The sequence below is a fragment of the Pseudoduganella sp. LjRoot289 genome, from assembly GCF_964252925.1.
GTDB lineage: Bacteria > Pseudomonadota > Gammaproteobacteria > Burkholderiales > Burkholderiaceae_D > Rugamonas.
On sequence record NZ_CAXUPN020000001.1, the window covers coordinates 323954 to 349786 of the forward strand.

Sequence of the window (25833 nt, forward strand, 5' to 3'; positions counted from 1 at the left end):
ACTTCAATTCCTGGACGATAATCGGCCGTTACGGATGCTGGTGATATGGACTATGTCGTGCGCTTGATTGAATTGATACTGTACGACATAAACGTGACGGCGCTTGCCTATAAGCAGTTCGCGTTTGCTGTTCGGTATGGGTCTGCCGAGCAAAGGGGCTTGTTCGAGTATCTTTAGCTTGTCCCTAAGTACTGCGATCTTGGCGGCAGAGTCGCCGACCGAAAATTGCGCCAAATAGTTGAAGATTTCTTCGAGATCGTCCTTAGCCTGCGGCATCAGCACAATCGTAGTCATGGCAGACTTAACCTGCCTGCGTTTTCTTGCTCTGCTCTGACCGTTCTGCTACGTATTTTTCCATATGCTCTTCGACTTCATCGAGGGTGTAAGCAATCCCCGTGCGCAGATACTCTTCATAGCGGCGCTCCACCTCTTGGCGGTTCTTTTCGCGATCGATTTCCTCAGTGATCGCTATCGTCAGGAATTCTTGCAGAGGAATGTCGCGCTGCTCTACCGCGTCCATAAGCTCAGAATGCAAATTGTCCGGAATTTGAATGGTTAGGGTTGGCATATGGCCTCCTGCATGGAGTCTTGATTGTAGCACCGCCGGTTTTGCGTCGATGCTGCGCTGGATCAACGCAGGGCATGAAAAAACGCCCGGCGCATCGCTGCGCCGGGCGTTTCATTCAAGCTGTGTCAGCTTAGGCTTCGAGCATCAGAACTTGACCCACAGGCGGCCGAAGTAGGAGGCGCCGTTCAGGCCGAACTGCACGCTGTCGTACTTGAAGCCGTTGTCGGTTTCGTCCGGATTCTGCGCGGTCGGCTTGACGTTGAAGATGTTGGCGCCGCCGAAAGTGAACTTGGCGTTCTTGTTGATGCTGTAGGTGAAGCTCAGGTCGGCCGAGGTCTTCGCTTCGTACTTGGCGTTCGGCACGCCGGCGGCCGTGCCGCTGAAGGTGCCCAGCGTCTGCGGACCGAAGTGGATCACCTTCAGGTCGGTCTCGATGGCGCCGGTGACGTAGTCGAAGCCCAGGGTGGCCTTGCGGCGCGGGCCGCCCTGCTCGATGAACAGGCGCTCGCGCTCGGACAGCAGCACGTCTTCGTAGCCTTGCAGCGAGGCCGGCGCGTGGATGCCCTTGACTTCGGTCTTGCTCAGGTTCATCGCCAGGAAGGTGGTCAGCTTGTTGCCGAACAGGCTGCCCTTGTGCGAACCGGTCAGGTCCAGGCCGGAGGTCTTGGTGTCGACCGAGTTGACGAAGAACTGCGCCTCGCCCACGCCCAGCTTGGCCAGGCGGTCGGCCAGGTCGGGGTAGTTGTCGGCGTTGAAGCGGCCCGACAGCACGATGCGGTCCTTGATCTTGATGCTGTACAGGTCGGCCGTGACCGACACGGCGCTGTTCGGCGTCCAGGTCGTGCCCAGCGTGTAGCTGGTCGACTTCTCTTCCTTCAGCTTGGGGATGCCGGCCGCGTTGGCGACCGCGCCGCCGTTCGGCGCCAGCACCACGTCGGTCGGCACGCCGCCGATGAAGTCGGTGAAGGTCGACGAGAAATACACTTGCTGCAGCGACGGCGCGCGGAAGCCGGTGCTGGCCGAGCCGCGCAGCAGCACGGCCGGGGCCACGCGGTAGCTGGCGGCCAGCTTGCCGGTGGTGGTCGAGCCGAAGTCGCTGTAGCGCTCGTGGCGGACCGCGCCCTGCACCTTGGTCAGCTCGTTGACGTCCAGTTCCAGGTCCAGGTAGGCGGCGCTGCTGTGGCGCTTGGCGTTGCTGCGGTCGGCCGGCTGGAAGCCGGGGAAGCCCTGGCTGCCGGCGTTGCCGCCGAAGCCGACGCCGTCGGCGTCGCTGTAGGAGCCGGTTTCGCCGGCGAAGATCTTGTACTGCTCGCTGCGGTACTCGGCGCCGAAGGCCACGTTCAGGCCCTGCATCACGCCGCTGTAGAAGCGGTTGAAGTCGGCGTTGCTGGTCAGCTGGCGGAAGGAGAAGCCGCCCGCGCCGAAGGCGCTGGGGCTGATGCCCTTGCCGCCCTTGAGCAGGTCGGCGTTGGCGATGGACGCGTTCAGCGTGTTGCTGATGTTGTACATCATCTTGTTGTAGCCGTAGGTTTGCGAGAAGTCCGCATTCCATTCGCCGATCTGGCCGCGGTGGCCGACGGTGGCGTAGCGGTCGTCGATGTCGCCGTTGATGAAGGGCACGAAGCCGTTCGGGTACATGGCCGCCGAGTTGCGCGACGGGATGTCGTCGCTGCCGATGCCGCCGCGTGCGAAGGCCGCGCTGGACGCTTCCCTGGTCTGGGCGCCGCCGGTGAAGTAGAACTTGCCGCCCGGGACGGTCGGGATTTCGCCGTTCACGTACACGGTCTTGTTCTCGGCCTTGGTGTCGCCGATGATGCGCGGGTTGCCCGCCTCGGAACGGTTGGAGCGGCCGCGGTCCAGGTATTCGCCGGTGATGCCGACCACGCCGCCGGCCATGGCCACGCCGCAGTAGGCCGACGCCATATAGTTCTTGCCGTCGCCTTCGGCGTACTGGCTGTAGCCGGTCACCGCTTCGCAGCCCAGGCTTTTCTTCAGGCCGATGTCCATGACGCCGGCAATCGCGTCCGAGCCGTACTGTGCGGCCGCGCCGTCGCGCAGCACTTGCACGTCCTTGATGGCCAGCAGCGGGATGGCGTTCATGTCGGTGCCGGTGTTGCCGCGGTTGCGCGCGCCGAACAGGTTGACCAGGGCGGTGGTGTGGCGGCGCTTGCCGTTCACCAGCACCAGGGTCTGGTCCGAACCCAGGCCGCGCAGCGCCGCGGAGTCGACCAGGTCGGCGCCGTCCGCGCCGGTCTGGCGGGTGGAGTTGAACGAGGGGGAGACGTAGGTCAGCGTTTGCGACAGGTCGAACTGCGCGCCTTGCTCGCTGGCCTTGTTCATCGGGATCACATCGACCGGCACCACGGTGTTGGTGGCCGAGCTGGTGGCGCGGCGCGAACCGACCACGCTGACAGACTGGATGGGGGCGGCGCTGGCCTCGGCGCTCTGGGCTTGAGCCTGGGCGTGGGCGGCTGGCGCGAAGGCGGCCAGTGCTGCGCTGCCGTACAGGCTGAGCAGGACGGCGTGGCGAAGAACGGAAATGGAAGGCACTTGTTTCTCCTGATGAAAGATTTCCGCAGGATTTTAAAGGAAGCGCGCCCGATTGAAAGTTACGAAAGGTAAGTTTGTGCCATTTTTACACAATAACTTTATTTTCTATTGTGTACGGCAGCAAATGGTGTAGGCAGCAAATGGTGTAGGCAGCTACAGGTGCAGGCAGCTAGGCGCCCGCCGCGAACACCGCCGCGCCGCCGACCAGGACAGATTCGCCGTCCAGCGCGGTGCGCAGCACGCAGGGCTGGCCGGTGCCCGCGCCCTGGTGCAAGGTGAGCGGACGGCCCAGGTGCAAGGTCAGTGCGCCGGCAGCCACGCCGGTGGCGCTGTCTTCCAGCGCCGGGTCCAGGTGGTTGAAGTTGCGTCCCTCCAGGCTGCCGTCGGCGCGCTGCGCGTAGACGTAGCAGCCGCTGATGGCGTGCGCGCCGCCCCAGGCGGCGATGCGCTGCAGGTCCGGGTGCAGCGCCTGCAGCGTGGCGCTGTCTTGCACTTCGATCAACAGCTTGGGGCTGCCGACCGAGGCCACCACCGGCGCCGACGCCAGCGCCAGCCCGGGCTTGCCGAGCAGTTCGGCCGCCATCTGCGGCGTCACTTGCACTTCCGGCGCAGGCTGGCGCTGCAGGCGGACGTAGACGCCGGCGGCATTTTTGGACACGAGCAGCAATTGACCGCGCATCGCGGTGCGCACCGGCAGCGGGCCGTCGCGCTCTTGCAGCAGCACGCGGGCGGCGGCCAGCGTCGCGTGCAGGCAGAGCTGGCTGCGCATATGGGGGTAGTAATAGTCCAGCACGTGGGTCGCCTCGCCCTGCGGGCTGGCGTTGACGAAAACGCAGGCGCTGAGGTTTTGCGCGCGCGCGAACTGCTGCCGTTCGTACTCGCTGCTGTTGTCGCCCAGTATCACCAGCGCCGCGTTGCCTTCGCCGAGCGCGCCGCCGAAGCATTTCAGTTTGTGAATAATCATGGTTCCCTCGACGCTCCGCCGAATTCCGGCCGAATTTCAGCCGAGTTTCAGCCGAATCATACTGCTTCCGGCCGTAAAGCCGCGGCACGCTTGCATTTTGGTAGTGGTCGGGCGCAATCAGTCGGAGTAGAATACTGTGTTTATGTACAGTATTATTGAGCCATGCCCCCGAATCCGCCGCCAGCCAGCAGCCTGCCAGCTTATGCGGAGCTGTTTTGCCTGACGAATTTCTCCTTCCTGCAAGGCGCCTCGCATGCCGAGGAGCTGGTCGAGCGCGCCGTGCAGCTCGATTACGCCGCGCTGGCGATCACCGACGAGTGTTCGCTGGCGGGCGTGGTGCGGGCGCACGGGGTGGCCAAGCGCGCCGGGCTCAAGCTGCTGATCGGCGCGCATTTCCATTTGAGCAATCCGGACGGCACGCCCGGCTTGTCGCTGCTGGCGCTGGCGCAAAACCGCAACGGCTACGGCAATTTGTCCGAACTGATCACGCTGGCCCGCCTGCGCGAAGGCGTGGTGAAAGGCAGTTACCGCCTCTGCCTCGACGACATCGCCGCGCCGCCGCCGGACTATGCGCATCTGCGGGGTTTGCCCGACTGCCTGCTGATCCTGCTGCCGCGCTATCCGTCCGACCAGGCGGAGGACGTGGACCGTCTGCACCTGGAGGCGGTGTGGATGGCGGCGCAATTCCCCGGCCGCGCCTGGATAGGCCTGAACCTGCTGCAGCACGCCTTCGACGAGGCGCACCGCATGAGCCTGGACGAGGTGGCCTGGCAGCACGGCTTGCCGGTGGTGGCGCTGGGCAATGTGCGCATGCACGTGCGCTCGCGCAAGCCGCTGCTCGACACCTTGACCGCCGTGCGCGTCGGCCGCCCGGTGGGGGAGTGCGGCTACGAGCTGGCGCAGAACGCCGAGCAGCATCTGCGCTCGCGGCTGCGGCTGGCCAACCTGTATCCGCGCGCCGCGCTGGACCAGAGCGTGCGCATCGCCGCGCTGTGCGATTTCTCGCTGGAAGAGCTGAAGTATGAATATCCGCACGAGCTGGTGCCGGCCGGCCACACGCCGGCCAGCTATCTGCGCCAGGAAACCTACCTCAGCGCGCAAGGACGCTACCCGGACGGCATGCCGGCCGCGGTGCAGCAGCAGGTCGAGGAGGAGCTGGAACTGATCGCCGAACTGGGCTACGAGTTCTATTTCCTCACCGTGTACGACATCGTGCGCTACGCGCGCTCGCTGGGCATCCTGTGCCAGGGGCGCGGTTCGGCCGCCAACTCGGCCGTGTGCTATTGCCTGGGCGTGACCGAGGTCGACCCGGCGACCAGCAAGCTGCTGGTGGGCCGCTTCATCTCGCGCGAACGCGCCGAGCCGCCCGACATCGACGTCGACTTCGAGCACCAGCGGCGCGAGGAAGTGATCCAGTACATCTACGCCAAGTACGGCCGGCACCGCGCCGCGCTGGCCGCCACCGTGATCTGCTACCGGCCCAAGAGCGCGCTGCGCGACAGCGGCAAGGCGCTGGGCGTGGACCTGGCGATTGTGGAAAAGGTCGCCAAGTCGCACCGCTGGTTCGACAGCAAGCAGGATTTGCTGGGCCGCCTGGGCGAGTGCGGGCTGGACCCCGGCTCGCGCCTGGCGCAGCAGTGGGCATCGCTGGCCTGCCAGTTCCTCGGCATGCCGCGCCACCTGTCGCAGCACGTGGGCGGCTTCGTCATCGCGCAGGACAAGCTGTCGCGCCTGGTGCCGATCGAGAACGCCAGCATGGCCGAGCGCAGCGTGATCCAGTGGGACAAGGACGACCTGGAGGAGCTGGGCCTGATGAAGGTGGACGTGCTGGCGCTGGGCATGCTGTCGGCGCTGCGGCGCTCGCTGGACCTGATCGGCCAGCGGCGCGGCACGCTGTTCCGCATGCAGGACATTCCGCGCGAAGACCCGCAGACCTACGACATGATGTGCGAGGCCGACACCGTCGGCGTGTTCCAGATCGAGTCGCGCGCGCAGATGAGCATGCTGCCGCGTTTGCGGCCGAGGACGTTCTACGACCTGGTGGTCGAAGTGGCGCTGGTGCGGCCCGGGCCGATCCAGGGCGGCATGGTGCATCCCTATCTGCAGCGCCGCATGGATCCCGCGCTGGTGGAATACCAGCCGCGCTTGAAGGAGGCGCTCGAACGCACCCTGGGCGTGCCGATTTTCCAGGAGCAGGTGATGCAGATCGCCATGCTGGCCGCCGATTTCACGCCGGGGGAGGCCGACCAGTTGCGGCGCGCGATGGCGGCCTGGAAGCGCAAGGGCGACATCGAGAAGTACCAGAAGAAAATCGTCGCCGGCATGCTGAGGAACGGTTATGAGCTGGCGTTCGCCGACGCCATCTGCCAGCAGATCCAGGGCTTCGGCGAATACGGCTTCCCCGAATCGCACGCGGCCAGTTTCGCGCTGCTGACCTACGCCAGCTCCTGGGTCAAATGCCACGAGCCGGCCGCCTTCCTGTGCGCCTTGCTCAACAGTCAGCCGCTGGGTTTCTACGGCCCGTCCCAGCTGGTGCAGGACGCCAAGCGCCACGGCGTCATCGTGCGGCCGGTGGACGTGGCCATCAGCGGCTGGGACTGCGCGCTGGAGGAGGCGGCCGGCGCGCGCGGCCAGCCCGCGGTGCGGCTCGGTTTTTCGGTGCTGCGCGGCATGCGGCCCGGCAGCGTCGAGCGCATCGAGCAAGCCCGTTCCGTGCGGCCCTACGCCAGCGTGGCCGACCTGGCCCGGCGCGCCGACCTCGACCGGCACGACCTGCAGGTGCTGGCCGGCGCCAACGCGCTCGAAAGCCTGTCCGGCAACCGCCGCCAAGCCCTGTGGCAGGCGGCCGGCGCCGTGCCCGACAAGGATTTGCTGCGCCCGACCACGCCCGACGAGGCGGTGCCGGTGCTCAAGCCGCCCAGCGAAGGCGACGACATCGTCAGCGACTACCGGGCGCAGGGCTTGACCTTGCGGCGCCATCCGCTGGCGCTGCTGCGCCCGCAGTTGCTGGAGCGCCGCTTCATGTCCGCGTCCACCCTGAACACCTACCGCAACGGCCAACTGGCGCGCGGCTGCGGCATCGTCACGGTGCGGCAACGGCCCGGCACCGCCAAGGGCGTGCTGTTCATCACCCTAGAGGACGAGACCGGCAATGTGAACGTGATCATCTGGCCGGCGCTGGTCGAGCAGCAGCGGCGCGAAGTGCTGGGCGCGCAATTGCTGGGCGTGTACGGCGTGTGGCAGCAGGAGGGCATCGTGCGCCACCTGGTGGCCAAGCGGCTGGTGGACATGAGCCATTTGCTCGGCAAGCTGCCCACCGTCAGCCGGGATTTCTGCTAAGACAGCTAGGCGGGCAGGGCCGGCGGGCCGACGTCCGCGTCCTCGGTCAGCGCGTACTCGCCGCGTTCATAGGATGCGAGCGCCTCGCGCGCCTTGCGCATGAACTCCTCCGGCACCAGGATGCGCGCGCCGCCGATGGCCGGCGCCCACAGCAGGTTGGCCTGCACCAGCTGGTCGTCGCACACCACGGCCGGCACGCCCGCCGCCACCAGGCAGCCGCACACCAGGTGCGCCTCGGTCGGTATCAGGAACTGCGCAATGACGCGGTAGTCGTTATCCATGCTTGCTCCTATGGGATGCCTTCACTATACCGATTCTGGCACAATGGGGCATGGAAAAAATGCTCATTCGAAAAGCAATGCGGGAAGACGCGGTGGCGATCAGCGCGCTCATCAATGACTTGATGCCCTTCATGACGCTGGCCCCGGACGGCGCGGGGGCGGAGCAGTTCATCCTGAGCATGTCGCAGGGCGCGGTGGAACGCTACGCGATCGGCGCGGAGTACCAGTACTGGACCGGCTGGGTCGACGGCGACCTGGCGGGCGTGGTGGCGCTGCGCAACGGAACCCACCTGTACCACCTGTTCGTGGCGCGCCGCTTCCACGGCCAGGGGCTGGCGCGGCAGCTGTGGCGCACGGCGCGCGCGGCCGCGTCCGGGCCGGCCATGACCGTCAACGCGTCGCTGTGCGCGCTGCCGGTGTACGAGCACTTCGGCTTCGTCGCCACCGGAGCGCGCGTGGAGGAGCACGGCATCGCCTATGTGCCGATGCGGCTGGCGGAACCAGCCGCCGGCTGAGGCGCCGACTGCGCGGCCGAAACGGCAAACGCGCCGGGAAGGCGCGTCTGGACAGTGCGGCGGGTGCCGGCGCCGGCGCGGCGCTTAGCGCGCGCTGGTGCCGTAGTAGTTGTGAATCTCGGCAGACCAGGCCTGGTTGGCCATATTGGGCCAGTGGTCGGTGTCGAAGCCGGGCGCGTTCTCGATGCGCTCCTTGTCGATGTTGAGTGTGAAGCGCTTGTTCACGGTGTCCAGCGTCAGCGCTTCCCACGGTACGGCGAACAGCTTCTCGCCGATGCTGAACACGCCGCCGCTGGACATCACGGCATAGGCGATTTTGCCGGTGCGCATATCCAGCATGATTTCCTTGATCTCGCCCAGGTGTTCGTTTTTCAGGTTGTGCACATGGTCGCCGATCAGCGTGTCGGCGCCCATCAGTTCTGGACCCGGGCCCTTGTGGCCGCGGTCCACATACATGCCGTAGGCATCGCGTTCTTCGTAGCTCATTTCGTCCTCCCGTTGAAAATGACCATTGTCCGGCAAGCGGCGTGAGCACTCTGTACGCTGACCCACACTGAAAGCAATCTTGCCCTTTTGCCTAGGCGAGCCCGGCCGTAGCGGGATATTTCCGGCCGTAATGATGAAGAAATGCGCAATTTGCGCTATAATTTCAATTTCCCGCACGTGCCGTTCGGCACCGACCCGCAATGACCAAATATGTCTTCGTCACTGGTGGCGTTGTGTCTTCCCTTGGTAAAGGGATAGCCGCCGCCTCCCTCGCCGCGATCCTCGAATCGCGCGGCCTCAAAGTCACCATGCTCAAGCTCGACCCCTACATCAATGTCGATCCAGGCACGATGAGCCCTATGCAGCACGGTGAAGTGTTCGTCACCGACGACGGGGCGGAAACCGACCTCGACCTCGGTCACTACGAGCGCTTCATCTCCACCCGCATGAAAAAGGTGAACAACTTCACCACCGGCCAGATCTACGAATCGGTGATCCGCAAGGAGCGCCGCGGCGAGTACCTGGGCAAGACCGTGCAGGTGATCCCGCACATCACCAATGAAATCCAGGACTACATCCGCCGCGGCGCGGAAGGCTACGACGTGGCCCTGTGCGAAATCGGCGGCACCGTGGGCGACATCGAGTCGCTGCCCTTCCTGGAAGCGGCGCGCCAGCTGAGCCTGCGCGCCGGCCGCAAGAACACCGCCTTCGTCCACCTGACCCTGGTGCCCTTCATTGCCTCGGCCGGCGAGCTGAAGACCAAGCCGACCCAGCACTCGGTGCAGAAGCTGCGCGAAATCGGCATCTCGCCGAACGCGCTGCTGTGCCGCGCCGACCGCGCCATCCCGGAAGACGAACGCGCCAAGATCTCGCTGTTCTCCAACATCGAAGAGCAGGCCGTGATCTCCGTGTGGGACGTCGACACCATCTACAAAGTGCCGCAGATGCTGCACGACCAGGGCCTCGACGCCATCATCTGCGAAGCGCTGGACCTGTCGCCGGCGCCGGCCGACCTGTCCGTGTGGAGCAAGCTGATCTACACGCTCGAGCACCCGAAGGCGGAAGTGGCGATCGGCATGGTCGGCAAATACGTGGAACTGACCGAATCGTACAAGTCGCTGACCGAGGCGCTGCGCCACGCCGGCATCCACAACGAATCCAAGGTCAACATCGAATACATCGATTCCGAAGAGATCGAAACCACCGGCTGCGCCGAGCTGGCCAAGTACGACGCCATCCTGGTGCCGGGCGGCTTCGGCAAGCGCGGCGTGGAAGGCAAGATCATGGCCGCCCAGTTCGCCCGCGAGAACAAGATCCCCTACCTGGGCATCTGCCTGGGCATGCAGGTCGCGCTGATCGAGTACGCGCGCCACAAGGCCGGCCTGGTCAACGCCAACTCCACCGAGTTCGAGCCGGAAACCGACCAGCCTGTCGTGGCCCTGATCGACGAGTGGCAAGGCCTGGACGGCAAGGTTGAAAAGCGCGACGAGAAGTCCGATATGGGCGGCACCATGCGCCTGGGCGCGCAAGCCTGCGCCGTCAAGCCGGGCACCCTGGCCTCGGAAATCTACGGCAGCGTGGTGACCGAGCGCCACCGCCACCGCTACGAAGCGAACAACCACTACCTGGGCCGCGTGGAAGCGGCCGGCCTGGTGGTTGCCGCGCGCACCCCGACCGAAGACCTGTGCGAAATCATGGAACTGCCGCGCAGCGGCGACAATGCCCACCCATGGTATATGGGCGTGCAGTACCACCCTGAATTCAAATCGACCCCGCGCGACGGCCACCCGCTGTTCACGTCCTACATCAAGGCCGCGCTGGTGCAGAAGGCCTCCAAGGGCTTGCACGCGGTGGCGAGCGTTGATGAACTGCAAGGAGATGCGGCATGAAACTCTGCGGATTTGACGTCGGCCTTGACCAGCCGTTCTTCCTGATCGCCGGCACCTGCGTGATCGAATCGCGCCAGATGGCGTTCGACACCGCCGGCGCGCTGAAGGAAATGACCGAAGCACTGGGCATCCCCTTCATCTACAAGTCGTCGTTCGACAAGGCCAACCGTTCGTCGGGCACCTCGTACCGCGGTCCCGGCATGGACAAGGGCCTGGAAATCCTGGGCGACGTCAAACGCGAGCTGGGCGTGCCGGTGCTGACCGACGTGCACTCGATCGAAGAGATCGGCGCCGTGTCGTCGGTGGTGGACGTGCTGCAAACGCCGGCCTTCCTGTGCCGCCAGACCGACTTCATCACCGCCTGCGCCGAATCGGGCAAGCCGGTCAACATCAAGAAGGGGCAGTTCCTGGCCCCGGGCGACATGAAGCACGTGATGGCCAAGGCGCGCGAAGCGGCCAAGGCCAAGGGCTTGAACGAAGACAACTTCATGGCCTGCGAGCGCGGCGCCTCCTTCGGCTACAACAACCTGGTGTCGGACATGCGTTCGCTGGCCATCATGCGCGAAACGAACTGCCCGGTGGTGTTCGACGCGACCCATTCGGTGCAGCTGCCGGGCGGCAACGGCGCTTCCTCGGGCGGCATGCGCGAGATGGTGCCGGTGCTGTCGCGCGCGGCCGTGGCGGTCGGCGTGGCCGGCCTGTTCATGGAAACCCATCCGAACCCGGCCGTTGCGCTGTCGGACGGCCCGAACGCGGTGCCGCTGGGCCGCATGAAGGAATTGCTGTCCGTGCTCATCGAGCTGGACCGCGTGACCAAGAAAGCCGGCTTCCTGGAAACCAGCTTCAACTGATCACCGGGTAATCGAAATACCGGGCGGGCCCGGCGTATAGAACACATACGCCGGGCCCGCTTCCACATCCGGCCGCCGTCTGTTACTCTTGCTGCAATTTTGCGCGGAGCCCGGCTGAACACCCGCCCAGACCTGCTCGCCGGCAACAGTTTTGCTTAAACTTTTGGAGAATGACATGAGTGCTATCGTAGACATTATCGGTCGTGAAATCATCGACTCGCGCGGCAATCCAACCGTGGAGTGCGACGTGCTGCTGGAGTCGGGCGTGATGGGCCGCGCGGCGGTGCCGTCGGGCGCGTCGACCGGTTCGCGCGAAGCGATCGAACTGCGCGACGGCGACGCCAAGCGCTATTTCGGCAAAGGCGTGCTGCAAGCCTGCGAGAACATCAACACCGAGATCTCGGAAGCCATCATGGGCCTGGACGCCAATGAGCAAGCCTTCCTGGACCGCACCCTGATCGACCTGGACGGCACCGAGAACAAGTCCCGCCTGGGCGCTAACGCCATGCTGGCCGTGTCGATGGCGGTCGCCAAGGCCGCCGCCGAAGAAGCCGGCCTGCCGCTGTACCGCTACTTCGGCGGTTCGGGCGCGATGCAGATGCCGGTGCCGATGATGAACGTCATCAACGGCGGCGCGCACGCCGACAACAACCTGGACATCCAGGAATTTATGATCATTCCCGTGGGCGCCCCGTCGTTCAAGGAAGCGATCCGCTACGGCGCGGAAGTGTTCCACACGCTGAAGAAGATCCTGCACAAGAAGGGCCTGAGCACGGCCGTCGGCGACGAAGGCGGCTTTGCCCCGTCGCTGGCCTCGCATGAAGACGCGATCAAGCTGATCATCCAGGCCATCGAAGAAGCCGGCTACGAGCCGGGCACGCAGATCGCGCTGGGCCTGGACTGCGCCGCGTCCGAGTTCTACAAGGACGGCAAGTATGAGCTGGAAGGCGAGGGCATGAGCTTGACCGCCACCGAATTCACCAACCTGCTGGCCACCTGGTGCGACAAGTACCCGATCATCTCGATCGAAGACGCGATGCACGAAGGCGACTGGGAAGGCTGGGCCATCCTGACCGAAGCGCTGGGCAAGAAGATCCAGCTGGTGGGCGACGACCTGTTCGTCACCAATACCAAGATCCTGAAAGAAGGCATCCAGAAGGGCATCGCCAACTCGATCCTGATCAAGATCAACCAGATCGGCACCCTGACCGAGACCTTCGCCGCCATCGAAATGGCCAAGCGCGCCGGCTACACCGCCGTGATCTCGCACCGCTCGGGCGAAACCGAAGACTCGACCATCGCCGACATCGCCGTGGGCCTGAACGCGCTGCAGATCAAGACCGGTTCCATGTCCCGTTCGGACCGCATGGCCAAGTACAACCAGCTGCTGCGCATCGAAGAAGACCTGGGCGACATCGCTTCCTACCCTGGCCGTGACGCGTTCTACAACCTGAAGTAATGGCACCGCGCCGGCCGGATGCGTATCCGGCCGGCGTCTCACTATGCGTCTGATTACCCTTGCACTGGCAGCGCTGCTGCTGCTGATACAGTACCCGCTGTGGCTGGGGAAAGGCGGCTGGCTGCGCGTCGCCGACCTGGAAGGCCAGGTGGCGGTCGCCCAGAAGAAAAACGCCGAGCTGAAAAGCCGCAACGCCAAACTCGATTCCGAAGTGCGCGACCTGAAGGATGGCACCGGCGCCGTCGAGGAGCGCGCCCGCTTCGAGCTGAGCATGCTCAAGCAGAACGAAATCTACATCCAGATCCTCGGCAAGGGCCAGACCCAGCCGCAAGCCCCCGCCGCCTCGGCCGCCCCCGCCGCCCTCGCCGCCCCGCACTAAGCCCGAATCCGCACTAAGCCAGAATCCGCAAGCAGCCGGCGATGCGCCCGGCGTCCTGCGCCAAACCGATTCCGCTGGCAAGCTGAACCGCGGTGCGGCGCGACCGGCATGGGCAACATCGCCCGCCATGAGCCCCCGACCAGCGTGCCAGCCGTACAAGCCGGGCGATAAAAAATGCTGGAACTACGCGTCCCGCGCAGCCTGTGAACGCCATGCGAAACCTGGCCGTCATGTCGCGCTTGCCTTTAAACTGATGGTCTGATACTGGAGACCCGCATGAAAATTCATCACCCTTACGCCCTGGCCCTGGCCGGCGCCCTGATGTTTGGCGCGCTGCCGGCCGGCGCAGAAAACCTGGCCGAGCGCTGGACCAGGCTGCGCGCAGAGCAGCCCCAGCTGCAGGTCCGCGACGCCGCGCGCGCCCTGGACGTCTCCGAAGCCGAGCTGCTGGCCACCGGCATCGGCAAGACCGTCACCTTGCTGAAGGACGACGAGAACGCCGCGCGCGAGATCATGCGCCGCGCACTGGACTTCGGCAAAGTGCTGGCGCTCACGCGCAACGAGAACGGCGTGCTGGAACGCACCGGCGTGGCCATGCGCCTGGAGCAGGACGGCGCCACCGCATCATTGGCTGCAGGCGCCGGCAACGATCCGGAACGCGAGGCGCGCATGCGCAATATCGCGGGCGGCTACCTGGGCGGCGAGATCGACCTGCGCTTCAACTTCGGCAACTGGAAGCACGCCTTCGCGGTGGAGCAGCCGGACCGCGACGGCCAGCTTGCGCGCAGCCTGCAGTTCTTCGACGAGAGCGGCATGGCCGTGCACAAGCTCTACCTGAAGAACGAGGCTGCGGCCGGCGTGTTCGACAAGCTGGTGGCCGACTTCCGCGCCGCCGGCCAGCATGCCGCGCTGAAGGTGCTGCCGGCCGCGCCGAAAATGGCGGAGAAGGCCGACAGTGCCGTGGACGTGAACGCGTTCCAGCTGGCCTGGAAGGACATGACGGACGTGCAGCAGTTCAACCGCCTGCTGGGCGAGTTCGGCATCTCGCGCGAGCAGGCCATGCGTCTGGCGCCGGAAGGCGCCGTCACGCGCGTCGCGCCGCAGGCGGTGCGCCAATTGCTGGACGAAGCGGCCAAACAACAGCTGCCCATCATGGCCTTCCTGGGCAATGGGGCGGTGACGCAGATTTTCAGCGGCGTGATCACCAGGACGGCGGCCAGCGGCGAGTGGTACAACGTGCAGGACCCGGACTTCAAGCTGCACCTGCGCGAGAGCGCGTTCAAGAGTGGCTACGTGGTGCAGCGCGCGGGCGTGACGTCGGTGGAGTTCTTCGACAAGGACGGCGAACTGGTGGTGACTTTCTTCGGCGTGCGCGAGCGCGCCAAGGCGCAGCCGCAGACGTGGGCGGATTTGACCCGCAACCTGCCTAAAGCGTAGCCCATCGGCGGATCCTGGCGGGTTACGCCTCCGGCTAAGCCGCCCTACGGCCAACGCCAATCGGCCTGCGGCGCCTCGCTGCCGCCCCACGGGCTAGCGCCCATCCGCCCTGCGGACCAATATCCATCCGCCTGCGGTAGGGCGGGTTGGCTGCGCAGCAGCGTAACCCGGCAGTGGGTGCTTAGTGCTTTGCTTCGCTGGCGTGCATCAACACTTCCGCCGGCGCGCTGCTGACGAACAGCTGCGCGCAATCGACCTTGTCGTACTCGTAGTGCTGGCCGCAGAAATCGCAGTTGATCGCGACCGTGCCTTGTTCGTCCAGCACGCCTTCCACTTCCTCCTGGCCCAGCATCTTGAGCATGTTGCCGACCTTCTCGCGCGTGCAGCTGCAGTGGAAGGAGGGATGCACGGGATCGAATACGCGTATGGTCTCTTCCCAGAACAGGCGCTGCAGCAGCACGTCGATGGTGGTGCTCAGGATTTCCTCCTGCTTCAGGGTCGAGCCCAGGATCACCGCGCGGTTCCAGGTTTCCAGCGCCTCGTCCTGCGACAGCGTCGTGGCGTCGACCTTGCCGCCGTGGTAGGGCAGCTTCTGCAGCAGCATGCCGCGCGCCACGTTGTCGTCGGCCGCCAGCCACAGCTTGGTGTCCAGCTGTTCCGAACGCTGCATATAGTTTTCGATCACGGTCGCGACGTCGTCGCCGTCCAGCGGCACGATGCCCTGGTAGGGCTGCTGGCCCGGCATCTTGTCGGCCGGGTCGAGCGTGATGATGAAGCGGCCTTTGCCGCTGGCGTTGAGCAGCTCGCGTACGCCGGCGCCGTCGGCGACCGCCAGGTCCGGGTTCAGCTTGGCCGTGGCGCGCACGCGCAGCTCGGCATCGCACTCGACCACCAGCAGGCGCACCGGACCGTCACCGTGGATCTGCATGATGATGGAACCGTTGAATTTCAAATTGGCCGACAGCAGGGCGGCCGCCGCCACCATTTCACCGAGCACGCGCTTGACCGGCGCCGGATAGTCGTGGCGCTCCTGCATCTCGCGCCAGGAGGCCGAGATGTCGACCAGTTCGCCGCGCACCGAGGCGTTGTCGAACATGAATTTCTGCAGGGAGTCCTGGCCGGCGGCCAGTTCGGGGGTGATGCTCATTGTTTATCCTATTTTCTTGAGTTGCGTCTTGAACAGCTGGCCGCGCTTGACATAGCTGTCGGCGCCGCCTTGCAGGCGCGCCACGTCTTCCGGCGTCAGCGTGCGCACGGCCTTGGCGGGCGAACCGATGATGAGCTGGTTGTCGCCGAATTCCTTGCCTTCGGTCACCAGCGCGCCGGCGCCGACCAGGCAGCCTTTGCCGATCTTGGCGCCGTTCAGGATCACCGCCTGGATGCCGACCAGCGAGCCGTCGCCGATGGTGCAGCCGTGCAGCATGGCTTGATGGCCCACCGTCACGTTTTTGCCCAAGGTCAGCGGAAAGCCCATGTCGGTGTGCATCACGGCGTTTTCCTGCACATTGCTGTTCTCGCCGATGGTGATGCGTTCGTTGTCGCCGCGTATCGTGGTGCCGAACCACACCGAGGCATGGGCGTGCAGCGTGACTTTGCCGATCAGCGTGGCGCTGTCGGCCACATAGGCGGATGCATCGATCTCGGGCGCGTGTTCGCCCAGCTGGTAGATGGTCATGGATGGCCTTGATAGTCTGAGGGGATTGCGGAATGGCGCTATTTTACGCCTGCTGCACGTGAGGCTGGCAAAACCGGGCAAAATGGCGGGGGCCGGCACGCGTTATACGTTGCGAACGATCGTGCTAATATCTTGGCTTGCGCCTTAGCAGGCTCCCATATTGCGCTCGCCGCGCTACTTTCAAGGCTGCAATCATGATGAAACCATCCCGTTCCGAATTTATCGACGTGCGCGGCAACCGCACCCATGTGCGCCACTGGGGCAGGGAAGGGGCGCCGAAAATCTTCATGGTGCACGGCTGGATGGACGTGTCGGCCTCGTTCCAGTTCGTGGTCGACGCGCTGCAGGGCGACTGGCATGTGATTGCGCCGGACTGGCGCGGCTTCGGCCTGACCGAGCGCCCGCGCGTGGACACGTACTGGTTCGTCGACTACCTGGGCGACCTGGACGCCATCCTGCGCCACTACCAGCCGGACAGCCCGGTCAATCTGCTGGGCCACAGCATGGGCGGCAACGTGGTCGGACTGTACGCCGGCGCGCGGCCGCAGCGCATCCGCCGCCTGGTCAACCTGGAGGGCTTCGGCATGAAGTCCACCACGCCGGAGCAGGCGCCGGGCCGCTACGCCAAGTGGATGGACGAACTGCTGGTGCCGCAGGAAATGCGCGGCTACGCCAGCCTGGCCGAGGTCGCCAAGCGGCTGCAGAAGACCAACCCGCGCCTGTCCGACGCGCGCGCCGCCTTCCTGGCCAGCCACTGGTCGGGCCAGAACGACAAGGGCGAGTGGGAAATCCTCGGCGACCCGGCCCACAAGCGCATCAACCCGCTGCTCTACCACGTGGACGAAGTGATGGCGTGCTGGGCCGCGATCACGGCGCCGGTGCTGTGGGTGGAGGCCGAGCACACCAATATGTGGCTGTGGATGGGGCCGAAGGAGGAGGCGCGCGTGGAAATCGACCGCCGCCTGGGCCACCTGGCCAACGTCACCGCCAGGATGATGAACAACGCCGGCCACATGCTGCACCACGACCAGCCAGAGCAGCTGGCGGCGATGCTGGAGGAGTTCCTGGCTTAGCTTGGCGGGCTGGCGGGCTGGCAGGGGACGCCGGGTCCGCAGCGCGTCACCCGCCATTTCGAACGCAGCGTACAATGGGGTTTTCGTATTTGTAAAGTTTGCCAAGCATGAATGTCGATTTGCACTGCCATTCCAACGTTTCCGACGGCGTCTTGCCGCCCGCCAAAGTCGCCATGGTGGCGCGCGAGGCCGGCGTGGACGTCTGGGCGTTGACCGACCACGACGAAGTCGGCGGCATCCCCGCCGCCCGCGCGGCCGCCGCCGAGCAGGGCATGCGCTTTGTCACCGGCGTGGAAATCTCCATCACCTGGGCGCGCGAGACGGTGCACATCGTCGGCCTGCAGATCGACGAGCAGAACGCCGCCCTGGTGCAGGGCCTGGAAGCGACCCGCTCCGGGCGCGACCAGCGCGGCCGCGAAATCTCCTCGCAGCTGGCCAAGGCCGGCATCCCGGACGCCTACGAGGGCGCGCTGAAATACGTATCCAACCCGAATTTGATGTCGCGCACGCATTTCGCGCGCTACATCGTCGAGATCGGCGCCTGCCGCAATACCTCGGAAGTGTTCAAGAAATACCTGTGCGAAGGCAAGCCCGGCTACGTGGAGCACCGCTGGGCCACCCTGGCCGACGCGGTGCAATGGATACGCGGCGCCGGCGGCATCGCCGTCATCGCCCACCCGGGCCGCTACAAGTTCAGCGACACCGCCCAGGGCGCGCTGTTCGACGAGTTCAAGCAATTGGGCGGCACGGCGATCGAAGTGGTCACCGGCAGCCATACGCCCGACCAGTATCCCGAATATGCCCGCCTGGCCAACGCCTACGGCTTCCTGGCCTCGCGCGGCACCGATTTCCACGCCCCGGGCGAGGCGCGCGTGGACTTCAGGCTGCTGCCGCCGCTGCCCGGCAACGTGACCCCGGTCTGGCACGACTGGTTCTGAGCGGACTTGTAATTTGCGCTACCCGGCCATATCTCATGCCCGGGTAAGACCTCGGAGAATTGTATGAAACGTATCGTCCTGTTTATCGCCACCAACCTGGCCGTGATGCTGGTGCTGTCGCTGGTGCTGTCGCTGCTGGGCATCGGCCGTCCCGGCACGGGCGGCAACCTTCAGCTGGGCAGCCTGCTGGCGTTTTCGCTGGTGGTCGGCTTCACCGGTTCCATCATTTCTCTGCTGATCAGCAAGCCGATGGCCAAGTGGAGCACCGGCGCCCGCGTGATCGACGCGCCCGCCAATTCCACCGAGCAGTGGCTGGTCGGCACCGTGCGCCAGCTGGCCGAACGGGCCGGCATCGGCATGCCGGAGGTGGCCGTGTATGAAGGCGAACCGAATGCCTTCGCCACCGGCGCCTTCAAGAATTCCGCCCTGGTGGCGGTCTCGACCGGCCTGCTGCAGTCGATGAACCGCGACGAGGTGGAAGCCGTGCTGGGCCACGAGGTGGCCCACATCGCCAACGGCGACATGGTGACCATGACGCTGATCCAGGGCGTGGTGAACACCTTCGTCGTGTTCCTGGCCCGCATAGTCGGCTTCTTCGTCGACAACATGTTGCGCAGCAAGGACGAGCGCGGCAACGGCTCCGGCATCGGCTACATGGTCACCGTGTTCGTCTGCGAAATCGTGTTCGGCCTGCTGGCCTCCATCATCGTGGCCTGGTTCTCGCGCCAGCGCGAATTCCGCGCCGACGCCGGCTCGGCCAAGCTGCTGGGCAGCAGCGTGCCGATGCAGCACGCGCTGGCCCGCCTGGGCGGCCTGGAGCCGGGAGCGCTGCCGCAGAACATGGCGGCCTCCGGCATTACCGGCGGCGGCGGCTGGTCGGCGCTGTTCTCCACCCACCCGCCGATGGAGCAACGCATCGCGGCCCTGCAGCAACTGCCGCGATAGTCTCGAACCGTCCTTATGAGCCAATATTTCCAGGTCCACCCCGTCAACCCGCAGAACCGCCTGATCAAGCAGGCGGCGCAGATCATCCACGGCGGCGGCATCGTCGCGCTGCCGACCGATTCCTGTTATGCGCTGGTGTGCCACCTGGACGATAAAAGCGCCGTCGAACGGCTGCGCCGCATCCGCGGCATCGACGAGAAGCACCACCTGACCCTGCTGTGCCGCGACCTGAGCGAAATCGGCGTCTACGCGCGCGTGGACAACAAGCAGTTCCGCCTGCTGAAGGCGGCCACGCCGGGACCGTACACCTTCATCCTGGAGGCGACCCGCTGCGTGCCGCGCCGCCTGAGCCACCCGTCGCGCAAGACCATCGGCCTGCGGGTGCCGGAAAACGCCATCGTCGAGGCCTTGCTGGCCGAACTGCAGCAGCCGCTGCTGGGCACCACCCTGATCATGCCGGGCGACGGCGAGCCGCTGACCGACCCCGATTCCATCCGCGAACGCCTGGAAAAACAGATCGACCTGATCGTCGACGGCGGCGCCTGCAGTTTCGAGCCCACCACCGTGGTCGACCTGAGCGGCCCCGAGCCCGAACTGGTGCGCCAGGGCCGGGGCGACCCCGCAGTGCTGGGCCTGTAAGCCTGCCCACCCATCCATTCCCACCACGCTCCAGGCCGGTCGACCCGGTCTGGTAGAATTTTACCTATGACCGATTTCAATCAAACAATACAGACCATCGCCGTGTTCGCGATCCCTGTACTTTTCGCCATCTCCCTCCACGAAGCAGCGCACGGCTATGTCGCCCGGTATTTCGGCGACACCACGGCCGAGCAGCAGGGGCGGCTGACTGTCAACCCCATCGCCCACATCGACTGGTTCGGCACCGTGCTGCTGCCCATCATGCTTGCGCTGAGCCCGCTCGGCATGGCCTTCGGCTACGCCAAGCCGGTGCCGGTCGACTACGGCCGCCTGCGCAACCCGAAAAAGCAGATGGGCTATGTTGCCGCCGCCGGCCCGGCCGCCAATTTCCTCATGGGCCTGGGCTGGACCATAGTTCTGCTGTTGCTGTACCGTTTCGGCGTGCAGGAACCCTTCCTGTTGGGCATGGCCAAGGCCGGCATCCTGACCAACGCGGTAATGTGCGTATTCAACCTGATCCCGGTGCCGCCGCTGGATGGCGGCCGCATCCTGACCGCGCTGCTGCCTGACCAGCTGGCGTACAAGTTCGCCCGCATCGAGCGCTATGGCCCCTACGTGTTTATCGGCCTGCTGGCGCTGATGTACACCGGCATCCTGAGCCCCATCCTGGCCTCCATGGTGCAGATGCTGCAAGGCGTCTTCATCGCGCTGGTGTACCCGCTGCAATTGCTGCTGAGCTGACCGCCATGTACCCAGATCGTGTCGTATCCGGCATGCGCCCCACGGGCGCCATGCACCTGGGCCATTACCACGGCGCCCTGACCAACTGGATCAAGATGCAGGCCGAGCAGCCTTGCCTGTTTTTCGTGGCCGACTGGCACGCCCTGACCACCCACTACGACGACCCGGAGCTGATCGAACGCAGCACCTGGGAAATGCTGGTCGACTGGCTGGCGGCCGGCGTCGACCCGTCCCAGGCCACCTTGTTCATCCAGTCGCGCGTGCCCGAGCACGCGGAACTGCATTTGCTGCTGTCCATGGCCACGCCGCTGGGCTGGCTGGAGCGGGTGCCGACCTATAAGGACCAGATCGAGAATCTGGCCAGTAAAGACCTGGCAACCTACGGCTTCCTCGGTTATCCGCTGCTGCAGGCGGCCGACGTGCTGATCTACCGCGCGTCCGAGGTGCCGGTGGGCGACGACCAGGTGCCGCACATTGAGATGATGCGCGAAATTGCGCGCCGTTTTAATCACTTGTACGGCAAAGAGAAGGGTTTCGAGCAGAAGGCCCAGGACGCGGTGAAAAAGCTGGGCAGCAAGCGCGCCAAACTCTACAACGAGCTGCGCACCGAGTTCCAGCGCGACGGCAATGGCGAGGCGCTGGAGCAGGCCAAGGCCATGCTGGACGAGGCGCACAACCTGTCGATGATAGACCGCGAGCGCCTGTTCGGCTACCTGGAGGGCAGCCGCAAGCTGATCCTGGTCGAGCCGCAGGCCAGGCTGACCGCCTCGGGCCGCTTGCCCGGCCTGGACGGGCGCAAGATGTCCAAGAGCTACGGCAACTCCATCGCGCTGCGCGAGGACAAGGACGCGGTCACGAAAAAAGTGCGCACCATGCCGACCGATCCGGCGCGCGTGCGCCGTACCGATCCGGGCGACCCGGCGCGCTGCCCGGTGTGGCAGTTCCACCAGGTCTATTCGGACAACGCCACCCAGGAATGGGTGGTCAAAGGCTGCCAGTCGGCCGGCATCGGCTGCATCGAATGCAAGCAGCCGGTGATCGACGCCATCATCAAGGAGCAGGAGCCGATGCACGAGCGCGCCCAGCCCTACCTGGACGACCCGTCGCTGGTGCGCGCCATCGTGGCCGACGGCAACGACGTGGCCCGCAAACTGGCACAAGAAACCATGCGCGATGTGCGCGAAGCAATGGGACTTTCCTATACATGAGTGAACTGATATCTCCGTGGGTGCGGCGTTTCGCCCCGCTTATTCCGGGCGGCGAAGTGCTGGACCTGGCATGCGGCACCGGCCGCCATGCGCGCCACTTGGTGGGCCTGGGCCACCTGGTGGTGGCAGTGGACCAGAACGCCGATTCGCTGCTGGCGGCGGCGGGCGACGGCATCGTCACCTCGCAGATCGACCTGGAGGCGGAGGACGCGGTCTGGCCTTTCGGCCCCGGCCGTTTCGCCGGCATCGTGGTCACAAACTACCTGCATCGGCCGCTCATTGCCGACATGCTGGCCAGCCTGGCGCCTAACGGCGTGCTGCTCTACGAGACGTTTTCGGAAGGCAATGGCCAGTTCGGCAAGCCGTCCAACCCGGACTACCTGCTGGCGCCGGGCGAGCTGCTGGAATGGGCTGCCAGGCACGCGCTGCGCGTGATCGCCTTCGAAGACGGCATGGTGGAAACGCCAAAACCTGCTCTGGTGCAACGCATCTGCGCCGTCAAGCCGGACTTCCCGCGCGTCGCGGCCCTGCTGCCCGCGTTCTAATCGCACTTTTAATATGCGATACTGTTCCCGGAAGCACCACAGACCCGGCCTATCGTCTACAATCGTTGTTTTAATTTCTTACTGTTTTGGTTAACTATGATTAAGGGCAGCATAGTAGCAATTGTCACCCCGATGCACCCAGACGGCAGTCTGGATTTTCCGGGTTTGAACAAGCTGATCGATTGGCACATTGCCGAAGGCACTGACGGCATCGTCATCGTCGGCACCACTGGCGAATCGGCCACCGTCAACGTTGAAGAGCACTGCGCCCTGGTCAAGGCCACCGTGGAGCACGCCAAGGGCCGCATTCCCATCATCGCCGGCGCCGGCGGCAATTCGACCGCCGAGGCGATTGAACTGACCCGCTACGCCAAGGCGGCGGGCGCGGACGCCGTGCTGCAAGTCGTGCCGTACTACAACCGTCCTACCCAGGAAGGCATGTACCAGCACTTCAAGGCCATCGCCGAAGCAGTCGATATCCCCGTCATCCTGTACAACGTGCCCGGCCGCACCGTGGCCGACATGTCGAACGAGACCATCGTGCGCCTGGCGGCCGTCAAGAACATCATCGGCGTGAAAGACGCGACCGGCAACATCGGCCGCGGCCTGGACCTGCTGCGCCTGGCGCCGAAAGAGTTCGCCGTCTATTCCGGCGACGATCCGAGCGCCGTGGCCCTGATGCTGGCCGGTGGCAAAGGCAACATCTCGGTGACCGCCAACGTCGCCCCGCGCGCCATGCACGAGCTGTGCAAGGCTGCCATGGCAGGCGAGATCACCAAGGCGATCGAGATCAACAACAAAGTCTTCCCGCTGCACACCAAGCTGTTCGTCGAACCCAATCCGGTGCCTGTGAAGTGGGCGCTGGCAGAAATGGGCATGATGCCTGCTGGTATCCGTTTGCCGCTGGTGCCGCTGGCAGCCGAGTACCATGAGACCGTCCGCGGCGCGCTGCGCGAAGCCGGCCTGATCAACTAAGCCCCGCTCCGGCGGGACTTTCCTCTCCAGTAAAACATGACTATTCGCAAGACAGCATCCCTTACCCCGCAGCGCGGCTTGATGTGTGCGGCGGTTGCCGCCATGGCCGTCAGCCTGACCGGCTGCGGCATGATCAGCTCGGTCGTCGGCAACGACAAGGTGGACTACAAGTCGGCCAAGAAAGCCAGCACGCTGGACGTTCCGCCGGATCTGACGCAGTTGCAGGCGGATAACCGCTATTCGCTGCCGGATAGCACCCGTGGCGTGGCGACCGCGTCGGGCTACCAGGCCCAGCGCGCCGCTGGCGGCGGCACCGTGGCCGCAGCGCCCGGCAGCGCCAACAAGGTCGCGTCCACCGGCACCGACAGCGTCAAGGTGATGCGCGCCGGCAATCAGCGCTGGCTGGTCGTCAAGCAGACGCCCGAGCAACTGTGGCCGCAGCTGAAGAACTTCTGGGAAGAGTCGGGTTTCACCCTGGCGCTGAACGAGCCGAAAGCCGGCATCCTGGAAACCGAATGGAATGAAAACCGCGCCAAGATCCCGCAGGATTTCGTGCGCAACACCATCGGCAAAGTCTTCGATTCCCTGTATTCGAGCGGCCAGCGCGACAAGTACCGCACCCGTCTGGAACGCTTGCCGGACGGCAGCACCGAGGTCTACATCAGCCACCGCGGCGCCGAGGAAGTCATCACCGGCGCCCAGAAGGAAACCACGATGTGGACCGCGCGTCCCAACGACCCGGGCCTCGAAGCGCTGTTCATCGCCAAGCTGATGACCAAGCTGGGCGGCGACAAGGATGAAGCCAGCGCGCGCACCACCGTCGACAACGCCATTGTGCAGCCGCAGCACGCCACGCTGATGGGTGCCGGCGCGGAGCGCAAGGTGGAAGTGGATGAAGGCTTCGACCGCGCCTGGCGCCGTGTCGGCCTGGCGCTGGACCGCGCCGGCTTCACCGTCGAAGACCGCGACCGCGTGCAGGGCGTGTACTTCGTCCGTTACGTGGACCAGGACGCCGGCAGCACCAAGGGCTTCTTCTCCAAGCTGTTCAGCTGGGGCTCGTCCGAGAAGGACAAGGAAGCGCAGCGCTACCGCGTGGCAGTCAAGGCGGGCGCCGCCGGCACCGCCAGCGATGTGACCGTGCTGAGCAACGACGGCAAGCCGGAAACCTCGCCGACCGGCGAGAAGATCCTGACCTTGCTGCATGAACAGCTGAAGTAAGCTGTCCCATGAGAAAAAACCGGCCTCGGCCGGTTTTTTTACGTCTTGCGAAAACCAGGGCGAAAAAAAACCGGCCGAGGCCGGTTTTTCTTTCCAACTGACTGATTACTTCGCAGCAGCAGCGGATGCAGCAGCCGAAGCAGCCGAAGCGGCAGCGGAAGCGGCCGAAGCAGCAGCCGAAGCGGCGGTAGCGGCAGCAGCAGCAGCGTCAGCAGCTGGAGCAGCGGCTGGAGCAGCAGCGTCAGCGGCTGGAGCAGCTGGAGCGGCTGCAGGAGCAGCAACTTCAGGGGTTGCTACTGGAGCAGCAGGAGCTTCTTCTTTTTTCGAGCAAGCAGCCAGAGCAACGGCCAGCAGGGAGGCGATCAGCAGGGATTTTTTCATGGGTTTTCCTTAATTAATTCAAAAAATAAACAACAATGTTGCGATGAATAATTACCGGTAATTATCGCTCATTAGGGCGTCTTCGTAGGCCTTTCGTACCAATAGGTGCCTGCCAGACAACGGAAACTTCCTAACCGAATATTATAGCGATTTTTGGTGCGTCGCAATAGCGGAAGAGGCCGAAATCGCAACTATTTTGCGATAACGCAATAAATTGCTTCTTCAGCCAAACTCCCGCAACCGCAGCCAATACCGGCTTAACAGTCGAACAGCAGCATTCTACCTTGATAAGGGCTAGAGTCCAGTAGTGTCCGCATTCAAACCGGGCACGGTCTCCTTCCATATCGCCGTGAAGCGCTCGCCGCAGACTTGCGTATCGAGTGCTGCATCATACACTGCTTCGCCGCGGAAGTGATCCGAGTGATAACGGCGTACCAGGTGCAGTTGGTCGGCGATGCAGAATGAATCCGTCAATTGCCGCAGGGCGGGGCTGGTGCGGCGGCATTCTATCGCATGGCTGTAGTCGCGCAGCAAGCGCTTGAAGCGGGGCGCGTGCTGCTCCAATTCGGCGTTACTGTGGGCGACCAGTTCCAATTTGCCGCGATTTGACAGGAACTGCCTGAATAAGGCGTCTATTTGACTGCTACCCAGCTCCCAGGCGGCAAAATCGGGATCGAATAGCTGCAGCGTCGAATTAGCCCTGGAAATGCAGACCCGCAGCTGCTCCTGGAATCCCGCGCGGGTATCGAAGTGCTGGACCTGCTTTTCCATGGCTGC

At 64.8% G+C, this 25833-nt stretch carries 26 protein-coding genes; 16 read left to right on the forward strand and 10 right to left on the reverse strand.

Annotated elements, in window-relative coordinates; genetic code table 11:
- Window positions 1-3: 3 nt before the first annotated feature.
- From ACSQ8Y_RS01400 to ACSQ8Y_RS01415, 4 genes are all read right to left on the reverse strand, one after another.
- Entirely contained in the window at window positions 4-294 is a 291-nt protein-coding gene (locus tag ACSQ8Y_RS01400; protein WP_436264686.1) for a type II toxin-antitoxin system RelE/ParE family toxin, read from the reverse strand.
- Window positions 295-301: 7 nt separating this feature from the next.
- Window positions 302-568, reverse strand: a complete 267-nt coding sequence (locus ACSQ8Y_RS01405; protein ID WP_436264687.1) for a hypothetical protein — start codon at window positions 566-568, stop codon at window positions 302-304.
- A 144-nt stretch (window positions 569-712) separates the two neighbouring features.
- Complete coding sequence (locus tag ACSQ8Y_RS01410) at window positions 713-3118, reverse strand: TonB-dependent receptor plug domain-containing protein (protein ID WP_436264688.1); 2406 nt, start codon at window positions 3116-3118, stop codon at window positions 713-715.
- Between the two features lie 169 nt (window positions 3119-3287).
- Complete coding sequence (locus ACSQ8Y_RS01415) at window positions 3288-4082, reverse strand: PhzF family phenazine biosynthesis protein (RefSeq protein WP_436264689.1); 795 nt, start codon at window positions 4080-4082, stop codon at window positions 3288-3290.
- A 162-nt stretch (window positions 4083-4244) separates the two neighbouring features.
- Between ACSQ8Y_RS01415 and ACSQ8Y_RS01420 the strand changes: the two genes are divergently transcribed.
- Window positions 4245-7421: an error-prone DNA polymerase gene (locus ACSQ8Y_RS01420; RefSeq protein WP_436264690.1), complete on the forward strand. Its 3177-nt coding sequence runs from the start codon at window positions 4245-4247 to the stop codon at window positions 7419-7421.
- 5 nt (window positions 7422-7426) lie between these two features.
- On the opposite strand, the gene ACSQ8Y_RS01425 is transcribed toward ACSQ8Y_RS01420, so the two are convergent.
- On the reverse strand, window positions 7427-7702 hold the full coding sequence (locus tag ACSQ8Y_RS01425) for a putative signal transducing protein (RefSeq protein WP_436264691.1): 276 nt from the start codon (window positions 7700-7702) through the stop codon (window positions 7427-7429).
- Window positions 7703-7761: 59 nt separating this feature from the next.
- On the opposite strand from ACSQ8Y_RS01425, the gene ACSQ8Y_RS01430 reads away from it, so the two are divergent.
- Window positions 7762-8217, forward strand: a complete 456-nt coding sequence (locus tag ACSQ8Y_RS01430) for a GNAT family N-acetyltransferase (protein WP_436264692.1) — start codon at window positions 7762-7764, stop codon at window positions 8215-8217.
- A gap of 84 nt (window positions 8218-8301) precedes the next feature.
- Here ACSQ8Y_RS01430 and ACSQ8Y_RS01435 read toward each other — a convergent pair whose 3' ends face one another.
- Window positions 8302-8703, reverse strand: coding sequence for a PRC-barrel domain-containing protein (locus ACSQ8Y_RS01435; protein WP_436264693.1), 402 nt, complete (start codon window positions 8701-8703; stop codon window positions 8302-8304).
- 200 nt (window positions 8704-8903) lie between these two features.
- Here ACSQ8Y_RS01435 and ACSQ8Y_RS01440 point away from each other — a divergent pair, with 200 nt between their 5' ends.
- The 5 genes from ACSQ8Y_RS01440 (at window position 8904) to ACSQ8Y_RS01460 (ending at window position 14718) form a co-directional block, all read left to right on the forward strand.
- A complete protein-coding gene (locus ACSQ8Y_RS01440) occupies window positions 8904-10592 on the forward strand; it encodes a CTP synthase (RefSeq protein WP_436264694.1) in 1689 nt (562 codons plus the stop codon).
- Window positions 10589-11443, forward strand: coding sequence for a 3-deoxy-8-phosphooctulonate synthase (gene kdsA, locus ACSQ8Y_RS01445; RefSeq protein ID WP_436264695.1), 855 nt, complete (start codon window positions 10589-10591; stop codon window positions 11441-11443). The genes ACSQ8Y_RS01440 and kdsA overlap by 4 nt, the downstream gene beginning before the upstream one ends.
- Window positions 11444-11618: 175 nt before the next feature.
- The gene (gene eno / locus ACSQ8Y_RS01450) at window positions 11619-12902 is read left to right on the forward strand and encodes a phosphopyruvate hydratase (RefSeq protein WP_436264696.1); all 1284 of its coding nucleotides are present in this window, start codon (window positions 11619-11621) and stop codon (window positions 12900-12902) included.
- A gap of 43 nt (window positions 12903-12945) precedes the next feature.
- Window positions 12946-13281 carry a cell division protein FtsB gene (gene ftsB / locus ACSQ8Y_RS01455; protein ID WP_436264697.1) on the forward strand — a complete coding sequence of 112 codons (336 nt, stop codon included), beginning with the start codon at window positions 12946-12948 and terminating at the stop codon, window positions 13279-13281.
- Window positions 13282-13557: 276 nt separating this feature from the next.
- Entirely contained in the window at window positions 13558-14718 is a 1161-nt protein-coding gene (locus tag ACSQ8Y_RS01460) for a hemin-degrading factor (protein WP_436264698.1), read from the forward strand.
- Between the two features lie 181 nt (window positions 14719-14899).
- On the opposite strand, the gene hslO is transcribed toward ACSQ8Y_RS01460, so the two are convergent.
- A complete protein-coding gene (hslO, locus tag ACSQ8Y_RS01465) occupies window positions 14900-15865 on the reverse strand; it encodes an Hsp33 family molecular chaperone HslO (RefSeq protein ID WP_436264699.1) in 966 nt (321 codons plus the stop codon).
- A 3-nt stretch (window positions 15866-15868) separates the two neighbouring features.
- The gene (locus tag ACSQ8Y_RS01470) at window positions 15869-16393 is read right to left on the reverse strand and encodes a gamma carbonic anhydrase family protein (RefSeq protein WP_436264700.1); all 525 of its coding nucleotides are present in this window, start codon (window positions 16391-16393) and stop codon (window positions 15869-15871) included.
- Window positions 16394-16590: 197 nt separating this feature from the next.
- Between ACSQ8Y_RS01470 and ACSQ8Y_RS01475 the strand changes: the two genes are divergently transcribed.
- The 9 genes from ACSQ8Y_RS01475 to bamC all read left to right on the forward strand — a co-directional run bounded on the left by ACSQ8Y_RS01475 (window position 16591) and on the right by bamC (window position 24675).
- Window positions 16591-17466: an alpha/beta fold hydrolase gene (locus ACSQ8Y_RS01475; RefSeq protein WP_436269724.1), complete on the forward strand. Its 876-nt coding sequence runs from the start codon at window positions 16591-16593 to the stop codon at window positions 17464-17466.
- 107 nt (window positions 17467-17573) lie between these two features.
- On the forward strand, window positions 17574-18404 hold the full coding sequence (locus ACSQ8Y_RS01480; protein ID WP_436264701.1) for a 3',5'-nucleoside bisphosphate phosphatase: 831 nt from the start codon (window positions 17574-17576) through the stop codon (window positions 18402-18404).
- A 63-nt stretch (window positions 18405-18467) separates the two neighbouring features.
- A complete protein-coding gene (gene htpX, locus ACSQ8Y_RS01485; RefSeq protein WP_436264702.1) occupies window positions 18468-19349 on the forward strand; it encodes a protease HtpX in 882 nt (293 codons plus the stop codon).
- Between the two features lie 15 nt (window positions 19350-19364).
- Window positions 19365-19988, forward strand: coding sequence for an L-threonylcarbamoyladenylate synthase (locus tag ACSQ8Y_RS01490; protein WP_436264703.1), 624 nt, complete (start codon window positions 19365-19367; stop codon window positions 19986-19988).
- Between the two features lie 66 nt (window positions 19989-20054).
- Entirely contained in the window at window positions 20055-20729 is a 675-nt protein-coding gene (locus tag ACSQ8Y_RS01495) for a site-2 protease family protein (RefSeq protein ID WP_436264704.1), read from the forward strand.
- 5 nt (window positions 20730-20734) lie between these two features.
- Window positions 20735-21937, forward strand: coding sequence for a tryptophan--tRNA ligase (locus tag ACSQ8Y_RS01500; protein WP_436264705.1), 1203 nt, complete (start codon window positions 20735-20737; stop codon window positions 21935-21937).
- On the forward strand, window positions 21934-22482 hold the full coding sequence (locus ACSQ8Y_RS01505; RefSeq protein ID WP_436264706.1) for a class I SAM-dependent methyltransferase: 549 nt from the start codon (window positions 21934-21936) through the stop codon (window positions 22480-22482). Before ACSQ8Y_RS01500 ends, ACSQ8Y_RS01505 begins: the two co-directional genes overlap by 4 nt.
- 96 nt (window positions 22483-22578) lie before the next feature.
- Window positions 22579-23457 carry a 4-hydroxy-tetrahydrodipicolinate synthase gene (gene dapA / locus ACSQ8Y_RS01510; RefSeq protein WP_436264707.1) on the forward strand — a complete coding sequence of 293 codons (879 nt, stop codon included), beginning with the start codon at window positions 22579-22581 and terminating at the stop codon, window positions 23455-23457.
- A gap of 81 nt (window positions 23458-23538) precedes the next feature.
- Window positions 23539-24675 (forward strand): outer membrane protein assembly factor BamC, encoded by a 1137-nt coding sequence (gene bamC / locus ACSQ8Y_RS01515; RefSeq protein WP_436269725.1) that lies wholly within the window; start codon window positions 23539-23541, stop codon window positions 24673-24675.
- Window positions 24676-24780: 105 nt separating this feature from the next.
- Here bamC and ACSQ8Y_RS01520 read toward each other — a convergent pair whose 3' ends face one another.
- Together ACSQ8Y_RS01520 and ACSQ8Y_RS01525 are read right to left on the reverse strand one after the other, a co-directional pair.
- On the reverse strand, window positions 24781-25056 hold the full coding sequence (locus ACSQ8Y_RS01520; RefSeq protein WP_436264708.1) for a hypothetical protein: 276 nt from the start codon (window positions 25054-25056) through the stop codon (window positions 24781-24783).
- Between the two features lie 294 nt (window positions 25057-25350).
- The gene (locus ACSQ8Y_RS01525; RefSeq protein WP_436264709.1) at window positions 25351-25827 is read right to left on the reverse strand and encodes a hypothetical protein; all 477 of its coding nucleotides are present in this window, start codon (window positions 25825-25827) and stop codon (window positions 25351-25353) included.
- Between the last annotated feature and the right edge of the window lie 6 nt (window positions 25828-25833).

What these genes read in the sequence shown, in the direction of transcription:
- ACSQ8Y_RS01415 (WP_436264689.1), bottom strand. Translation starts at nt 4,082, where the DNA reads ATGATTATTCACAAACTGAAATGCTTCGGCGGCGCGCTCGGCGAAGGC.
- ACSQ8Y_RS01520 (WP_436264708.1), bottom strand. Translation starts at nt 25,056, where the DNA reads ATGAAAAAATCCCTGCTGATCGCCTCCCTGCTGGCCGTTGCTCTGGCT.
- ACSQ8Y_RS01460 (WP_436264698.1), top strand. Translation starts at nt 13,558, where the DNA reads ATGAAAATTCATCACCCTTACGCCCTGGCCCTGGCCGGCGCCCTGATG.
- ACSQ8Y_RS01495 (WP_436264704.1), top strand. Translation starts at nt 20,055, where the DNA reads ATGACCGATTTCAATCAAACAATACAGACCATCGCCGTGTTCGCGATC.
- kdsA (WP_436264695.1), top strand. Translation starts at nt 10,589, where the DNA reads ATGAAACTCTGCGGATTTGACGTCGGCCTTGACCAGCCGTTCTTCCTG.
- ACSQ8Y_RS01405 (WP_436264687.1), bottom strand. Translation starts at nt 568, where the DNA reads ATGCCAACCCTAACCATTCAAATTCCGGACAATTTGCATTCTGAGCTT.
- ACSQ8Y_RS01400 (WP_436264686.1), bottom strand. Translation starts at nt 294, where the DNA reads ATGACTACGATTGTGCTGATGCCGCAGGCTAAGGACGATCTCGAAGAA.
- ACSQ8Y_RS01490 (WP_436264703.1), top strand. Translation starts at nt 19,365, where the DNA reads ATGAGCCAATATTTCCAGGTCCACCCCGTCAACCCGCAGAACCGCCTG.
- ACSQ8Y_RS01500 (WP_436264705.1), top strand. Translation starts at nt 20,735, where the DNA reads ATGTACCCAGATCGTGTCGTATCCGGCATGCGCCCCACGGGCGCCATG.
- ACSQ8Y_RS01440 (WP_436264694.1), top strand. Translation starts at nt 8,904, where the DNA reads ATGACCAAATATGTCTTCGTCACTGGTGGCGTTGTGTCTTCCCTTGGT.
- ACSQ8Y_RS01480 (WP_436264701.1), top strand. Translation starts at nt 17,574, where the DNA reads ATGAATGTCGATTTGCACTGCCATTCCAACGTTTCCGACGGCGTCTTG.
- htpX (WP_436264702.1), top strand. Translation starts at nt 18,468, where the DNA reads ATGAAACGTATCGTCCTGTTTATCGCCACCAACCTGGCCGTGATGCTG.
- ACSQ8Y_RS01430 (WP_436264692.1), top strand. Translation starts at nt 7,762, where the DNA reads ATGCTCATTCGAAAAGCAATGCGGGAAGACGCGGTGGCGATCAGCGCG.
- dapA (WP_436264707.1), top strand. Translation starts at nt 22,579, where the DNA reads ATGATTAAGGGCAGCATAGTAGCAATTGTCACCCCGATGCACCCAGAC.
- ACSQ8Y_RS01475 (WP_436269724.1), top strand. Translation starts at nt 16,591, where the DNA reads ATGAAACCATCCCGTTCCGAATTTATCGACGTGCGCGGCAACCGCACC.
- bamC (WP_436269725.1), top strand. Translation starts at nt 23,539, where the DNA reads ATGTGTGCGGCGGTTGCCGCCATGGCCGTCAGCCTGACCGGCTGCGGC.
- ACSQ8Y_RS01420 (WP_436264690.1), top strand. Translation starts at nt 4,245, where the DNA reads ATGCCCCCGAATCCGCCGCCAGCCAGCAGCCTGCCAGCTTATGCGGAG.
- ACSQ8Y_RS01505 (WP_436264706.1), top strand. Translation starts at nt 21,934, where the DNA reads ATGAGTGAACTGATATCTCCGTGGGTGCGGCGTTTCGCCCCGCTTATT.
- ACSQ8Y_RS01425 (WP_436264691.1), bottom strand. Translation starts at nt 7,702, where the DNA reads ATGGATAACGACTACCGCGTCATTGCGCAGTTCCTGATACCGACCGAG.
- eno (WP_436264696.1), top strand. Translation starts at nt 11,619, where the DNA reads ATGAGTGCTATCGTAGACATTATCGGTCGTGAAATCATCGACTCGCGC.
- hslO (WP_436264699.1), bottom strand. Translation starts at nt 15,865, where the DNA reads ATGAGCATCACCCCCGAACTGGCCGCCGGCCAGGACTCCCTGCAGAAA.
- ACSQ8Y_RS01525 (WP_436264709.1), bottom strand. Translation starts at nt 25,827, where the DNA reads ATGGAAAAGCAGGTCCAGCACTTCGATACCCGCGCGGGATTCCAGGAG.
- ACSQ8Y_RS01435 (WP_436264693.1), bottom strand. Translation starts at nt 8,703, where the DNA reads ATGAGCTACGAAGAACGCGATGCCTACGGCATGTATGTGGACCGCGGC.
- ACSQ8Y_RS01470 (WP_436264700.1), bottom strand. Translation starts at nt 16,393, where the DNA reads ATGACCATCTACCAGCTGGGCGAACACGCGCCCGAGATCGATGCATCC.
- ftsB (WP_436264697.1), top strand. Translation starts at nt 12,946, where the DNA reads ATGCGTCTGATTACCCTTGCACTGGCAGCGCTGCTGCTGCTGATACAG.